13 protein-coding genes and 1 pseudogene are annotated in these 15,355 nt (G+C 49.5%); 2 read left to right on the top strand and 12 right to left on the bottom strand.

Features of this window, described 5'->3' with window-relative positions:
• Positions 1-83 precede the first annotated feature (83 nt).
• The 8 genes and pseudogenes from ACYVB1_RS05970 to ACYVB1_RS05935 form a co-directional block, all read right to left on the bottom strand.
• Positions 84-896, bottom strand: coding sequence for an enoyl-ACP reductase FabI (locus ACYVB1_RS05970; protein WP_460921694.1), 813 nt, complete (start codon positions 894-896; stop codon positions 84-86).
• A gap of 60 nt (positions 897-956) precedes the next feature.
• Positions 957-2,654, bottom strand: coding sequence for a DNA repair protein RecN (gene recN / locus ACYVB1_RS05965; RefSeq protein WP_460921692.1), 1,698 nt, complete (start codon positions 2,652-2,654; stop codon positions 957-959).
• Between the two features lie 141 nt (positions 2,655-2,795).
• A complete protein-coding gene (locus ACYVB1_RS05960; protein ID WP_460921690.1) occupies positions 2,796-3,026 on the bottom strand; it encodes a hypothetical protein in 231 nt (76 codons plus the stop codon).
• Between the two features lie 74 nt (positions 3,027-3,100).
• A complete protein-coding gene (gene porD / locus ACYVB1_RS05955) occupies positions 3,101-4,006 on the bottom strand; it encodes a type IX secretion system protein PorD (RefSeq protein WP_460921688.1) in 906 nt (301 codons plus the stop codon).
• Positions 3,999-5,202: pseudogene (gene coaBC, locus ACYVB1_RS05950) on the bottom strand (bifunctional phosphopantothenoylcysteine decarboxylase/phosphopantothenate--cysteine ligase CoaBC). The gene porD and the pseudogene coaBC overlap by 8 nt, the downstream one beginning before the upstream one ends.
• 9 nt (positions 5,203-5,211) lie before the next feature.
• Positions 5,212-5,541 carry a DNA-directed RNA polymerase subunit omega gene (locus ACYVB1_RS05945; protein ID WP_460921686.1) on the bottom strand — a complete coding sequence of 110 codons (330 nt, stop codon included), beginning with the start codon at positions 5,539-5,541 and terminating at the stop codon, positions 5,212-5,214.
• 10 nt (positions 5,542-5,551) lie between these two features.
• Positions 5,552-6,379, bottom strand: coding sequence for an outer membrane protein assembly factor BamD (locus ACYVB1_RS05940; RefSeq protein WP_460921684.1), 828 nt, complete (start codon positions 6,377-6,379; stop codon positions 5,552-5,554).
• A gap of 76 nt (positions 6,380-6,455) precedes the next feature.
• On the bottom strand, positions 6,456-8,084 hold the full coding sequence (locus ACYVB1_RS05935; protein WP_460921682.1) for an OstA-like protein: 1,629 nt from the start codon (positions 8,082-8,084) through the stop codon (positions 6,456-6,458).
• Positions 8,085-8,229: 145 nt separating this feature from the next.
• Here ACYVB1_RS05935 and tilS point away from each other — a divergent pair, with 145 nt between their 5' ends.
• Both tilS and mdh read left to right on the top strand, forming a co-directional pair.
• On the top strand, positions 8,230-9,561 hold the full coding sequence (tilS, locus tag ACYVB1_RS05930) for a tRNA lysidine(34) synthetase TilS (RefSeq protein WP_460921680.1): 1,332 nt from the start codon (positions 8,230-8,232) through the stop codon (positions 9,559-9,561).
• Between the two features lie 243 nt (positions 9,562-9,804).
• Complete coding sequence (gene mdh, locus ACYVB1_RS05925) at positions 9,805-10,743, top strand: malate dehydrogenase (protein WP_460921678.1); 939 nt, start codon at positions 9,805-9,807, stop codon at positions 10,741-10,743.
• Between the two features lie 86 nt (positions 10,744-10,829).
• On the opposite strand, the gene ACYVB1_RS05920 is transcribed toward mdh, so the two are convergent.
• The 4 genes from ACYVB1_RS05920 to mutL all read right to left on the bottom strand — a co-directional run bounded on the left by ACYVB1_RS05920 (position 10,830) and on the right by mutL (position 15,047).
• The gene (locus tag ACYVB1_RS05920) at positions 10,830-11,327 is read right to left on the bottom strand and encodes a barstar family protein (protein WP_460921676.1); all 498 of its coding nucleotides are present in this window, start codon (positions 11,325-11,327) and stop codon (positions 10,830-10,832) included.
• 23 nt (positions 11,328-11,350) lie between these two features.
• Positions 11,351-12,262, bottom strand: a complete 912-nt coding sequence (locus ACYVB1_RS05915) for a rhomboid family intramembrane serine protease (protein ID WP_460921674.1) — start codon at positions 12,260-12,262, stop codon at positions 11,351-11,353.
• Positions 12,263-12,269: 7 nt separating this feature from the next.
• Positions 12,270-13,052 (bottom strand): rhomboid family intramembrane serine protease, encoded by a 783-nt coding sequence (locus tag ACYVB1_RS05910; RefSeq protein WP_460921672.1) that lies wholly within the window; start codon positions 13,050-13,052, stop codon positions 12,270-12,272.
• A 141-nt stretch (positions 13,053-13,193) separates the two neighbouring features.
• The gene (gene mutL, locus ACYVB1_RS05905; RefSeq protein ID WP_460921670.1) at positions 13,194-15,047 is read right to left on the bottom strand and encodes a DNA mismatch repair endonuclease MutL; all 1,854 of its coding nucleotides are present in this window, start codon (positions 15,045-15,047) and stop codon (positions 13,194-13,196) included.
• Positions 15,048-15,355 lie beyond the last annotated feature (308 nt).

Genomic DNA, 15,355 nt, shown 5'->3' with positions numbered 1-15,355 from the left:
AAGGCCTCTGCTACAACAGCAGAGGCCTTTCTGTTTTATATCTGAGACAGGAAATTATTTTAAATTTCCTGATCTACAAAATCTTACTTCTGGATCATGTTCACGATGTCCTCCGAGATACCCATGCTGCTGAAGCCGCCATCGTGCATCAGGTTCTGCATGGTGACCATCTTCGTCAGGTCAGAGAACAGGGTGATAGTATAATCGGCGCAGGCTTCGGCAGAAGCATTGCCCAGCGGCGACATTTTATCGGCATAGTCATAGAACGCATCAAAGCCGCCTACACCTGTACCGGCAGTCGTTTTGGTTGGAGACTGCGAAATTGTGTTTACACGCACCTTCTTCTGTTTACCTAAACGATATCCGTAGTTACGGGCGATAGACTCCAGCACCGCCTTCGCCTGCGACATGTCAGTATAATCCGGGAACACGCGCTGTGCCGCAATGTAAGACAAGGCCACGATGGAACCCCACTCGTTCAGTGCATCCTGCTTCTCTGCTACGTGCATCACCTTATGGAATGAAAGCGCAGAAATATCCAGCGTTTTAAGGAACCAGTCGTAGTTCAGATCGCCGTATGTTTTGCCTTTGCGGATGTTCGGGCTCATACCAATCGAGTGCAGCACAAAATCAATTTTGCCGCCCAGTATTTCCTGCGACTTGGTGAACAGGTTCTCCAGGTCTTCTACAGAAGTAGCATCTGCAGGTACAATTTCTGCATTGCACTCCTCAGCCAGTTTTTTTATCTCTCCCATGCGCATGGCAAGCGGCGCATTCGTCAGCACGAATTCAGCACCTTCTTCATGGGCACGCTTGGCTACCTTCCAGGCTATAGACTTCTCATCCAGGGCTCCGAAAATAATGCCTTTCTTTCCTTTTAGTAGATTATAGGACATGTCGTATATGTTGTTGTTTGTTTATGACTGCGTTTAAGGCAGCAATATAAGCATATCTCTTTACAGTGAAAGCAACTCTTTCGCACTTTGATAGGCGTTGGCGCTTGGGTTGGCACCTGCAATCATGTGCGCAATTTCATTCACGCGCTCCTGCTCGTCCAGTTTCCGCACGCGGCTGATGGTGCGTTCTGCGGTGTCTTCTTTATATACGAAGTAATGTGAGTTACCCTGCGCTGCAATCTGAGGCAGGTGCGAAATAGCGATAATCTGGTGCTTCTGCGCCATCTGCTGCATCATCTTTCCCACTTTTACTGCTACCTCACCAGATATACCGGTGTCAATCTCATCAAACACAATGGTTGGCAAAGCGGTTTTATCAGCTAGCATGTACTTAATGCTGAGCATCAGGCGCGAGAATTCACCACCTGAGGCAGCCTTAATCAGCGTTTGTGGCTGGGCTCCTTTGTTGGCACTGAACAGGATGTTGATATCATCAGTACCCGTAGCTGTTGGCGCTACCTCATTGTGCTGAATCACAATACGGGCATTTGGCATGCCCAAGTCTGCCACCAGCGTATAGAGCTCCTGCTCAAAGGTATCGAAGGAAGCCTTTCGGCGCTCCGACAGAATGGCCGCTTTCTCGTGCACATCCTTCTCTGCCTGCTTCATGGCTTTTTCAGTGCTGGCGATGGCATTGTCCAGGTTCAGTACGCTGCCTACTTTATCTTCCAATTCCCGCTGAATGGTAAGCAACTCGGCATTGGTGAGCACCTGGTGCTTACGCTGCAGCGTGTATATCAGGTTCAGGCGCTCCTGCACCTCTTCCGTCCGCTGCGGGTCGGCCTCGGTATTGCGCTCCGCATCTTCCAGCTCGCCGGCAATGTCGTTCAGTTCTATCATGCAGCTCTCGGTACGGGTGCGCAGCTCCTCGTATTTAGAAGAGAACTGCGCCAGCTGCCCAATCAGGTAAGCTGTGTCTTTTAAAGACGAGGTGATATTGAACTCTGACTCTGTGAGGCTCTGCACCGCCTGTGTCAGCTTCAGTTTGATGTCCTCGGCGTTCTCCAGCTGCTTCAACTCTTCTTCCAGCTCCTCCTGCTCGTTTTCCTGCAGGCTGGCCTCTGCCAGCTCGTTCAGCAGGAAAGCATGGTAGTCGTGCTCTTTCTGTGCCTGCGCCAGTTGGTCCGTCAGTTTTTTGTAGTCGCTCTCCAGCTTTTTAAACTGGCGGTAGCTCTCGTTGTATTTGCGCAGGTACGACAGGTTGCCTGCATATATATCGAAGGTGGTATTGCCCATGGCCGCCGTATTACCGGCATAGATATCTAGGATGTTCAGCTGGTAGCTGGTATCTCCGAGCTGCAGCGTGTCGTGCTGCGAGTGGATATCCATCAGGTTTTCCCCTATCTTCCGGATCACGTCCAGCGTCACAGGCGTGTCGTTTACAAAGGCACGGCTCTTCCCGCTCGGGCTGATCTCGCGGCGCAGGATGCACTGGTCATCGAAATCCAGGTCCTCTTTTGTGAACAATTCCTGCAGGTTGTAACTCGATATATCGAACACGCCCTCTATCACGCACTTTTCATTCTGGTTGAAGAGGAGCTTTGTATCGGCACGGTTTCCCAGCAGCAGGCCAATAGCCCCCAGCATAATGGATTTACCCGCACCGGTTTCACCCGTAATAATGTTGAGCACCGGCGACGGACGCATCTCCAGCTTCTCAATCAGGGCGTAGTTTTTTATTTTAAGATCTGTCAGCATACATCAAGACACAAGACTATAAGACTCAAAATATAAGAGCTTTTGCCTATGCTAAAGTTCGAAAATTCTATTGAAATGTAAGATAAAATTATGGGGTGCAGGCTCTTTTAGCATGAAGCCAAAAGTTTGTACTTCCTGCCACTAGTACGGAGCTTCTATATCGTAGATAATTTCTTCAATCTCATCTACAGGCATCGTATGTTTCCCAAAGCGGTGGTCAGTCAGGAGTAGCTCCTCGTCCGTCAGCTTGGTAATGTCACCATTCAGCACCACTTTATTGCGCAGCACTACCTGCACTGTTCTTCGCTGCAACAGTTCCTGGACGTGGTTAAGTAAATTGTTTCTGAAAATGCGTTTCTGCCGCTTGCCCATAGGGATATAGGTAAAATCCCGGCTTTGACGCCGGCTGCGTGAAGATACGCTGTTTTAGCGAAATCCTAAAATTTTTAGCGTTTTAGCAAAATCTCGTATTTCGTGTTGTTGGTGGGGTCTACCTGCGATAAGACAGTAAAAGCCTGTTGTTTCTGGGCAGGAGCAGCCGTTTTGAACATATTCACCAGCTCATCAGACTTTGCATCGAAGAAGGCACGCAGCACAGCGGAATTGGGTTTCTGCTGCTGCAGGCGCTGCAGGTCCGCTAAAATACCCAGCATAGTTGTCCGTGCTTTTTCCGGGTTCTCCGCCATGATGTCCAAACCGTGGCGGTGCATGTTGTACATTCCCTCGCGGTAAGGCAAGAACTGCGGGTCCTGCAGGTTATCTATCAGCCAATAACGGTTTCGGTTGCCGTCAAAAGCTTTCCACCCCGCATAACCGGATCCCTGTGAGGCAGCAATGTTCAGTACGTTTCTTGCCTTGTCAAAAGCAGGAGCACCACCCAAGCGCCCGAAGCTGTCGTTATCCACCCCCACAATCATATAGGCATAAAAAGCCAGCATGGAGGAAAGGTTGGAGGTATAATTGTTCTCAGCGAAATCAAGTGGTTGCGCTGTATTATACTGAAAGGTCCAGTCTTTATCTATGAACGAGAAAAGAATCGTCTCATAACCGGTGCCGTAAGTCGGCCGCAGCGATACCACCTGCACGTTTGCCTGGAAGGTACCAATTTCAGGCATGGCCGTCAGGTTAATCAGCATCCGGCACTTGATGCGCTCATCCGGCCGGTAAGGCTGATCGCTCCAGCGGCGGTTGTTCATGAACTCAGAAATACGGGTTTGCATGTCCGAAAACAGCTGCCGGTCAGTGTACTGTACCTGCTCGCTGTTCACCACTACTTCACACTGAAGTTCCTGCGCTTTGGCAGCCCAGGCCGTGCCCAACAGCATCAGCAGTACAAATACTTTCTTAACCATGTAGCCTGTCCCAGATTAGGTTGACGATATCCTGTGCCACTTCACTCTTTGGCTTCAGCTCAAAGGCGGTGGTGGCTTCCTGTTCGATAACAGTAATTTTATTTGTATCGTGCCTGAAACCTGCCCCGTTATCATTCAGGGAGTTCAGCACAATCATATTCAGGTTCTTTTTATTCAGCTTGCCGCGGGCATTCGTATTCTCATCGTGGGTCTCAAGGGCAAAGCCCACTGAAAACTGCCCCGGCTTTTTACGCTCGCCCAGCGCCGCTGCTATATCAACGTTCTTAACCAGTTCAATCGTCAGCTCGTTCCCTGATTTTTTGATTTTTTTATCGGCAATTACTTTTGGCTTATAATCAGCCACGGCAGCGGCAAATACCAGAATATCAGCTGCATCAGCATGCTGCAGTACAGCGGCATACATTTCATCGGCGGTTGTAACGTTGGTAACGGTAATGTTGGAATGATGGGCGTGCAGGTTGGTAGGCCCTGCCACCAATTGCACGGTTGCCCCGTGCGCTGCAAAGCATTCTGCTATGGCGTAGCCCATTTTACCTGTAGAGTGGTTCCCTATAAAACGAACCGGGTCTATCGGCTCCTGTGTTGGCCCAGCGGTTAATAATACTGTTTTGCCTTTAAATGATTTTTGAGTCACCTCCAAAGAAGTTCTGAAGTACTTGAACAATTTCTTCCGGCTCCGCCATCCGCCCCTGCCCTACCAGGCCGCTTGCCAGCTCGCCGTATCCCGCCTCTATAATGCGGTTACCATAGCCCTGCAGCTTTGTGAAATTAGCCTGCACCGCCGGGTGCCGGTACATATCCAGGTCCATGGCAGGAGCCACAAACACAGGGCAGCGTGCCGACAGGTAGGTGGCGGAAAGAAGGTTATCACAGAAACCGTTCGCGAACTTTGCCACGGTGTTGGCACTTGCCGGGGCTACCACCAGGGCATCTGCCCAAAGCCCAAGGTCCACATGGTTGTTCCATGTGCCGGTTTCGTCTTTCACAAACTGGCTGAGCACAGGCTTTTTGGAAAGTGTGGCCAGTGTGAGAGGGGTTATAAACTCAGAAGCAGAAGCAGTCAAAATGACTTGTACTTCTGCTTCTGCTTTTATGAGCTGGCGGACCAGTAGTGCTGCCTTGTACGCAGCAATGCTTCCGCAAACTCCCAATATAATCTTTTTGCCCTGCAGCATTCGCCTGTATTACAGGTTAACGTCCTCCTGAGGCTCGTCTTCAGGGTTTCTAACGTAAACCTTGCCTTCCAGGAACTCCTCTACAGCCAGGTTGGTAGGCTTTGGCAGGCGCTCATAGTATTTAGAAATTTCTATTTGCTCACGGTTCTCGAAAACTTCCTCCAGGTTGTCTACAGTCGTTGCAAACTCAGCCAATTTAGAGTTTAACTCCTCTTTTAGCTTTACAGAAATCTGGTTTGCTCTTTTAGAAATTACTGCCACAGACATGTACACATTGCCGGTTTGCGCTGCAAAGTCGGCCATGTTGCGGGTAACGATTGATGCTGGAACTGATGCCATATTATAATATTTATGAATTCTCTTGTTGTTTGTTTTTTCTTATTCTTTCAAGCTCGCCTCTTGCCTGATCGTAGATCTGCTCCGCATTACGTTTAAACTTGCTGTCAGGATACTGGTCTACGAAGCTCTGGAAATAGTCGATGGCCTCGTCGAAGCGCTCTTCCTGCTTACTTGGGATACTTTCCATCGCAAAGCGGTACTGTGACTCCAGCTTTAAAAAAGCCGCCTCCTCGCTGTATGGAGAAGAAGCATGCTCCCGCTGGAAATTATTAAAGGCCACCACAGCAGAACGCCAGTAACGCAACTGGTAGTACAGGCGCGCCTGGTTAAACTCTTTCTTATCTAGCTTCAGGTACAGTTCTTCGATGGTCCTGTTCGCCTCCGGCACATGCTCGCTGGCGGGGTAGCGCGTTATAAACTCCTCAAAAGCTCCGATAGCGGTTATAGTTGGCGTCTGATCTTCCTGATAACTGGGAGACTGCTGATACAGTGATCTCGCCTGCATATACATTGCCTCTTCGGCCAATGGGCTACGCGGATACGTTGTATAGAAATTGCGGAAGTACGCATCGCTCAGGATGTAGTTGCCCTGCATGTAATGCGACTGCGCCTGGTAAAACAAGGCTTTCTCTGCATTCTCCGTACCAGCAAGCAGTGGAGTTACCTGGTCTAACAATTGTGAGGCGCGGTAAAATTCCTCCTTCTCGTAATACTCGAGGGCTGCCTGGTATTTCTTGTTGACATCGTTACTCTTCAGAAGTTTCTGAAAGTTGCTACAGCTACTGGCCAGCAGTAACAGGCAAAAAAGTACGACGGTATTTAAAAAGCCTTTATTCATGAACAGGCAAAATTATAGAATATCAGAATGATTTACAAAAATGATTTAAGAATGGCCGGATGAAGGAGTAAACCTCTTACTTTTTCTTCTTAGGATTCTTCTTTTTTTCGACTGCCTGTGCTGTAGGAGCTTGCTGCTTTGGCTTTTCCGGGGGTTTTACCACAACAGTGCGTTTTGCCAGTACCTCCTGCTTCGTAGGCCGCAGCTCTGCCATCCAGGTAAAACCATCTAACTTTTTATCTTCTTCCTTCAGCTCATGCGGCGGCACAAAGCTGGCATCAGGCTGCACGAGAAACGAAATGGTCTTCAATTTATTTTCTGCAAACTTCAGCACCATGTCGCTGCAAATGGCTTTGTTCATTCCCGTCATCAGCGTATCGCCCTGCAGGGCATAATACAAGCTTTCGCCATTCCCGTTCACGTTTACCCGCCTGATTCTACCCTCCTGGAAAAAAGCTGTCATGTCCCGGCCTTTAACCTGGTTATAGTTCCTGAGCGAGTCTTCAGAGGATATAAAGGCGCTGCTGTACATATACATTCTGTCGATGGTCTTGTTGCGCAACTCAATATGGATGGTATCCGACACCAGCTGGCTGTTGTCGCTCCAGAGTACCGGATTGATATTCAGGTGCATCAGGGAATCGGTACGGTTATAGCTCAGCGAGTCGGCCTTGCCCTGCAGGTCAGACTTAAAAATTTTCACGTTCGGGTAAGCGAAAATCATACTGGCAGCCTTTGCATCCTTGGCCTCCCGGGAGTAAAGCGTATCGGCCGACATGTACAGCGTATCCTGGTCCAGAATGGTCTCCATTACGGGGTTTCCGTATACCTTCGCTTCCCCCTTGTTGCGCCAGTAGCGGCCTGTCTGGCCATATATGGTCACATCATCCTTCAACGACTTTAGGGTGACATTCCGCTCTGCAAAGCCATATCCGGTGTTCTGGTCATAAAACATCTTGTCTCCGCCCAGGCGGTACTCAGGCGTCAGGATATAGGCGTTACGCCCGAAATTAGATATCTTAGTGAGGGTGTTGTAGGTACCTTCCTCGGCATACAGATCGCCCTGCTGCCCTTTGATAACAGTTGGCCCCTGAAAATACACCACCTTGGAGAGGGTGTTATACTTCATGTTTTCAGAGGTGATCTTGTAGTCTTTGGTGGTCACCTTTACGTTTTGCTGAAAGGTGTACAGCTTGTTGTTCAGGTCGTAGGAGCCTCTGCGGCTTTCCAGTCGGTTCTCCGGGTCCACAATCACACCGCCCTCGGTATACACTGCCGTTTTAGTGTTCAGGTCATAGTCCAGGCTGGGTGTGTTCAGGGTCATGCGCGGGTCGCGCATCATTACGTTGCCCGTCATTTTAGCGGTGCGCAGCGTACCATCATATATTGCATGATTTCCAGTGATGGTCACGGAGTCGGCCTGGTTGATGCGAACGTTGCCGAAAGCCTCCAGCATGTTCATGTTGCTGTCACGGTACTGGTACACGGAGTCGGCATACAGAAAGGTGTCGTTCTGCTTGAACACTACTTTGCCTATGAGCTTCACGATTTCGCGGCCGTTAAACGTACCGCCAATCAAATCCTCAGCCCCCTGCAGCTGTACTCTCTCTGCCTGCCCTTGCTGTGGCTGTGGCCGCTGCTGCCCGAAAACCGTTAAGGTCATCAGGGTAAAGACAAGGGAAAACAGTAATTTTGTGCTATTCATTTAAGTTTTGGATGCAAGACGTAAGACACAGGACACGAGACTTTATTTGAAAGCATTCTTGGTAGAAACCTTCTTGTGTCCTGTGTCTTACATCCTGTGTCTTATTTTATTTCAAAATTAGAAAAAATTTATCAGCCGCTGCTTTATGCTACAGAAAGTTTCAGATTTCATACAATCCCATCACCTCTGCCAGCCAGAGAGCAGAATACTAGCTGCCGTTAGCGGTGGTATTGACTCCGTAGTGCTCTGCGAAGTATTGCACCAGCTGAAGTATACCTTTGCCATCGCCCACTGCAACTTTGGCTTGCGTGCCGAGGATGCCGAGGCTGATCAGCTGTTTGTCAAAAAGCTGGCCAAAAAGTACGACGTGCCCTTTTTTACAGAGAACTTTAATACCCGCGCCTTTGCCGAACAGGAGAAGCTTTCCATACAAATGGCAGCCCGCACCCTCCGCTACCAGTGGTTCGAATCTGTCAGGCAGCAGGAGAACTATGATCACATAGCCACCGCTCACCATAGCAACGACACAACCGAAACCATATTGCTGCACCTGACCAAGGGCACCGGTATTGCAGGGCTGCACGGTATCCCTGCCCGAAACGGCCATATCATCCGCCCGCTGCTGCCAGTCACTAAGGACGACATCTATGAATTTGTGACGATGAACAAGCTCATCTGGCGCGAAGACAGTTCCAACGAAACCACCAAGTACCAGCGTAACAAGATCAGGCATGAGGTAATTCCGGTACTGAAGGAAATAAACCCGAGCCTGGAAGAAACCATGCAGCACACGGCCGAGCGGGTGAGCCATGCTGAAGCTATTGTGGCTGCCTATATTGACCAGTTGCGCGGGCAAAGTGTGAAGGAGGCAGAAGAGGCCGTATACGTGGCACTGCAGCCCTTGCAACAAGCGACTGGCCTGCCAGTGGTGCTGCACGAACTGCTCCGGCCCTACAACTTCAGCTATAGTGTAGTGCTGGAACTCGTAGCGGCACTGGATGGTATTTCCGGAAAGCAGTTCGACTCCCCTACCCACACCCTCGTAAAAGACCGGGACCAGCTGGTAATCACGCCCAGGAACATCAGCAGCTTTGGGAGCATTGCCATCGCAGAAGGCGACACCACTGTGGAAGCAGGCAACATGCGCTTCAGCATCCGGTATGTGGATGCCGATTCATACAAATTGAACACCAAACCACACGTAGCAGCACTTGATGCAGACCAGCTAAAGTTTCCGCTAAAGCTGCGGGCCTGGCAGGAAGGCGACTGGTTTGTGCCCCTTGGCATGAACGGGAAGAAAAAAATCAGCGATTTCCTGATAGATAAGAAAGTACCGGCCAACCTTAAACCTCAAACACTGGTATTAGTATCTGAACAATCCATAGCCTGGGTGGTAGGCTTACGGCCAGACAACCGCTTTAAGGTAACAGACAAGACACAGAAGGTGGTGGAGATAAGTGCTCAGCGTATTTCCTGATTCATATCATGTAGCACGACCCGCAAAGAAATCAGCAAATACTACCTTTAAAAAGCAGCTGTATCCGTATTCAGGCCATCTTCGGTGATTACGTATACAAGCGCTTATACAGTATGGGGACAGATCGTGATACGCGCTTCACAAAACCTGTTAGTAAAATGCAGATTACCACCTATTAATACATAGATTTTCTTAGATTTACAGAAGACAACCTAATTTTAAACCCAAAAAAGCATATCCAGAATGAAAGTAACTGTAGTAGGAGCAGGTAACGTTGGGGCAACATGCGCCGATGTGCTGGCTTACCGCGAAATCGCGAACGAAGTAGTTTTAGTGGATATTAAAGAAGGTTTTGCTGAGGGCAAAGCGCTTGATATCTGGCAGAAAGCCCCTATCAACTTATATGACACCCGCACTGTTGGGGTAACAAATGACTACAGCCGCACTGCTGACTCAGATGTTGTGGTGATCACCTCCGGCCTCCCAAGAAAACCAGGCATGAGCCGCGATGACCTTATTTCTACCAACGCAGGTATCGTGAAGTCAGTAACGGAAAACATCGTAAAGCACTCGCCAAACGCCATCATCATTGTCGTGTCTAACCCGCTGGATGTGATGACGTACCAGGCGCACCTTACCTCTAAACTACCACGCACAAAAGTAATGGGTATGGCCGGCATCCTGGACACTGCCCGCTACAGAGCTTTCCTGGCTGAGGCCTTGAACGTTTCTCCGAAAGACATCCAGGCTGTACTGATGGGTGGCCACGGCGACACGATGGTGCCACTTCCGCGCTACACGACGGTAGGCGGTATTCCGGTAACGGAACTGATTGAAGAAGACAAGCTGAATGCCATCATAGAGCGCACCAAAACAGGTGGCGGTGAACTGGTGAAACTAATGGGTACTTCTGCATGGTATGCACCAGGCTCAGCGGCTGCCCAGATGGTGGAGGCCATTGTGCGCGACCAGCGCCGTGTGTTCCCTGTTTGCGTGAAACTGGAAGGCGAGTACGGTATTGATGGTGTATACCTGGGTGTGCCGGTTATTCTTGGTAAAAACGGTATCGAGAAAGTAATCGAACTGCAGCTGAACGACGAAGAGAAGCAGCTTCTGGAAACTTCACGTGGCCATGTGAAGGAAGTGATGGAAGCACTGGACAAGATGTCTGCCAACGCTTAGGCATAGCCTTCTTTTAAAGTAAAACAGCAGCGGCGCTCTCTATCGGGGGCGCCGCTGCTGTTTTATACTCTGGAATCAATTTTTTCTCATGGTAAACCCAGCCACTCATGCGGGTTCCAGGCAACAGGCTTTGCCCCTACTGGCTCGTACGTCACCCGGGGACTGTCTACCTGCAGCAGGGTCAGCAACCGTTCGCCGAGCAGCAGGTGCCATTGTGAGGCCCCGGCTAAAATGTTGAGCAGGTCCTGGGCTGTTTTCCTCTCCACCTTATCAAAATGGTGCAGCACCAGCACCATGCCTTTGCCCGTTATGGTAACCTCCTTCAGGCTATCTTCTAAAGCATCAAAATTACTACCGTAGGCATCCGTCAGTCTCAGCTTCTGCTTCAGTTCGTCATGCATTTTCTGTTCGTCCTCCTCCCACCGGGAGCAATCAAACTCAAGCACCCTGTAGCGTTCTTTCCGGAACCAGCTGATATCAATGAGCAGGAATTCTTTACGGGAGTAGAGGCAGGTGTAGCCGTTCTGCAGGATAGACCAATCCAGCCGCTGCCACTCTTCGGGTGTATTCTGAAAAACAGCCATAAAAGTGGTGTCGGGTTTTAGGTTTAATCCTTCTGGCTTGCCTGAAACAGCTTCTGCTTCTCGTCTTTTGACAGGCTTTCATAACCGGAGCTCGAAATCTTATCCAGGATACGGTCTATCTCGTTCTGGCTTGGCTTGCCCACCTGGCCAAAAGCAGACCTGTTTCCGTTTGCCGGACCTGAGGCAGCATTTGTACGGCGGTGCGTTACTTTCAGCTTTGGCCGGCGGTTGAACAAACCGGAGAAAAAGCCAAGAATGGCATGTATGGGCCGCCCCATGTCGTTGCCTCGCTGCAGTTGCTTGATAAAGGCCCAACCCAGGATAGCGCCGCCAATGTGCGCGATATTACCCCCGGCGTTATCGCCAACAGCACCCGATATAGATAGCAGCACCAGAAAGGCCGCGATGTACTTTATCTTGATAGGGCCTATCAGAATCAGGTTGAAGGAGTAGTTTGGCAGCAAAGTAGCAGCCCCCACCACCACAGCCAGCACACTTGCCGAGGCACCAATCATCATAGAATAAGCAGCACGGTCAGCAAAATAAGGAATAAAATTGTAGCAGAGCAGGTACAGCACACCGCCCGCTAAACCACCCAGCACATACAGGCTGAGCAGCTTTTTCTCGCCCAGGTACTCGCGCACTATCTGCCCGAACCAATACAGGTTCAGCATATTAAAGATGATGTGCAGAAAGCCTTCATGGGTGAAGAAATACGTAATCAGCGTCCATGGACGGGTAATGAAGGTGAGGGGGTAGGAGTTAAGCGCCAGGTAGCGCATTATGAGGCCATATATCTCTCCTCCGCCTGTTAAAACCAAGATCGTACGCATTACGATCAGCACCACAAAAACAATAACGTTGATCAGGATAAGCTGCTTCAATGTATTGCTGGACTGCCGGAAAGAGTACTTTATATCTTCAATAATGCTCATTATAGTTTTAGAAATTATCCTGATAATCGTTTCGCTGCCACATCTTTACAAGTATATACGCGAACAGCATACCTCCTAGGTGCGCAAAGTGTGCTACGTTATCGCCGGGTGTCCGGTTAAAGCCAGTGTATAATTCATATGCGCCGTAAAACAGCACAAAATATTTCGCTTTTATGGGTATAGGCAAAAACAGCAGCATCAGCTCCAGGTTCGGGAACAGCAGGCCAAAAGCCATCAGAATCCCGAAAACAGCACCCGAGGCTCCCAGCATCGGGCTGTTATACATACGGCTAAACACATAACGTACGGCTTGCTTGCTTTCTTCTATATACGATTCGTTATCAGGGTTTCGCTGGTACTCTACCGCGAACCCGCGCTCATAACCACCCGAAAAATGCTCCTCCATGTAATTATAGAAGCGGGCCGGGTCCGGGTTTTCGATGTAGTGCATTGTTTCCGCCTCCAGCTGGTTCAGCTCATACGCACGCACACCCGAATACAGCAGGCTGGCTCCTAAACCCGTAATCAGGTAAAAGGCCAGAAACCGCTGTGGCCCCCAGAAACGCTCCAGCATGGGTCCGAAGATAAACAAGCTGAACATGTTACTGAAAATATGCCCCCAACTGCCGTGCATAAACATGTGCGTGAACAGCTGTACAGGCCGGAAATAATCAGAGCCAAAGTAATGTAGTGCGAATGTTTCGACACTGATTACGCCACTAAGTTGCAACAAGTATACAACCACATTAATGATCAGGAGATTCCTGACCATAGGGGTAATATTAAACATGCGAGTTTTATTTTAGAAGTATAAACCCTGCCCCGGTCATTACCCGGGGCAGGTACTTGTTTAAATTTAAATCCGGAGAGCCTTGTTTTATCAGGTTATCCAAAACAGAAATTTAACGATAAGTCACAGCGCAGCTAGATTTCAGCCTTTCATGAAGAGATCATTTAACTGGCCAAGCTGCATGATAACGAGTGTCTTTTGTCCGCCCGGGGTATAATTTGGCACCTGGCACGCAAAAAGCTTATCTACGAGAGAATTCATTTCTAGGTCCGACATGCGCGACAGAGACCTTGAGGCAAGGCGTTTGGCCATGGCCCGGGCCAGGTTCTCCCGCTTATCAAGCTTTGAGGCGGACGAATTGTTTTTATACTGCTCTATTAATTCTTCCAGGAGCTCTTTTTCGTTTACAGCATGCACGTCGGCAGGTATGCCGTTCAGGATAATGGTGTTTCCGCCAAAATCTTCGAACAGAAAGCCCATGTCTTTAAACTCAGCTGCCAACTCATGCAGCAAAGCGGCATCAGCCGGAGAAAGTTGCACGGTCTGGGGGAAAAGCAGCGCCTGCGAGGCACCTGTCTTCTTTTGCAGCGATGCCATGTACTTTTCATACAGGATACGTTCCTGCGCTGCCTGCTGGTCTATGATCATCACCCCGGACTTTACCTGCACCAGCAGGTACTTCTGGTGTATCTGGATGGCTTTGTTGGAGGATGCTGCCGGTATATCAGATGCTGCGAAGGCTTCATCAAGCAAACCCATTCCTGAGGAGGCGGAGGTGGTACTTTCCTCCTGCAGCGGCTGCTCCCGCATAGGCTCGTATAGTTGCTCCCACCCTTTAGAGGTTGCCCTTCTGGAGGTGGCTGGAGGCGTAAAGCCCGGAAAATCTGAGCTCCCGCCGCTTCTGTGTTTACTTCCCGGCTCAAATTCATTGAAGCCGCCCTGCACCCGTATGGGCTGCAGCGGGGCAAAGTTCACATCTCCCTCAAAATCCAGCGACGGGGCAATATTATAAGCACCCAAGGCTTTCTTTACAGCGGCATGCACGATAGCATATACTGTTTTCTCATCCTCAAACTTAATCTCGGTTTTTGTCGGGTGAACATTGATATCAATCTTTTCCGGGTCCAGTTCGATAAACAGCACATAAAAGGGGTGGTTTTCTTTTGGCACCAGGCCTTCGAAGGCCGTCATCACCGCATGGTTCAGGTAACCACTCTTCACATAGCGGTTGTTCACAAAGAAGAACTGCTCCCCGCGCGCTTTCTTGGCATGCTCCGGCTTCCCGATGTATCCTTTTACTGTCAGGAAGGTGGTATCTTCCTCGCAGTAAGCCATCTGTTCTTTATAGTTACTGCCAAAAATGCTTACTATACGCTGGCTCAGCTTGCCAACAGGCAGGTTAAACACCTCCGTATCGTTATGGTGCAGGCTGAAGGCAACTTCAGGGTAAGCCAGCGCTACCCGCTGAAACTCATCGAGTATATGGCGCATTTCCACCGCGTTTGTTTTCAGGAAATTACGGCGGGCAGGCACATTGTAAAACAGGTTCTTTACAGTAATGGAGGTTCCCTCCGGTGTTACAGTCGGCTCCTGCAACACCACCGCCGAGCCTTCCACCAGCAATTTAGTTCCGGCCTCGGCACTTTTTGGCTTTGTTTTGAGCTCCACCTGCGCCACTGCACCAATGGAGGCCATGGCCTCCCCCCGGAAACCCATCGTCCGGATACGGAAAAGGTCTTCTGTCGTAGCTATTTTGGAGGTAGCGTGGCGCTCAAAGCACATGCGGGCGTCTGTCTCTGACATGCCTATGCCATTATCCACCACCTGTATCCAAAGCTTGCCTGCTTCCTTCACTATCACCTGAATGCTGGTCGCTCTGGCATCCACAGCGTTCTCCAGCAGTTCCTTCACTACCGAGGCGGGGCGTTGCACCACCTCGCCGGCAGCAATCTGGTTGGCAAGGAAATCAGGCAGTAAATGTATGATGTCGGGCATCCGGTTCTTTAACTCCTTATTTATATATATTAATTCCTCTAAAAAACAGCCTGTTAAGGCATTTACGGCAGACTTTTTGCTCTTATTAAATATGTAAAAACAGAACTTAATCGGAATCAAATTTATTGTTAATTTAGAGACCGATTAAAAAAAGAGGCAGGAACAACAGCTAACGATTTGCTTTTATTTTCGTCTAAATATATAGCAAAGGTGCATGTATTAATGCTGGGGCTGGTGGCGTTAGCATAAAAGCTACCCTTTTGAAGCCACGTTCGCTTACAGTCAGGCGTTAGGTTCTCTGCCCTTTA

This window comes from Pontibacter brevis (assembly GCF_054779655.1).
This window is presented reverse-complemented; position numbering and strand designations above follow the sequence as displayed.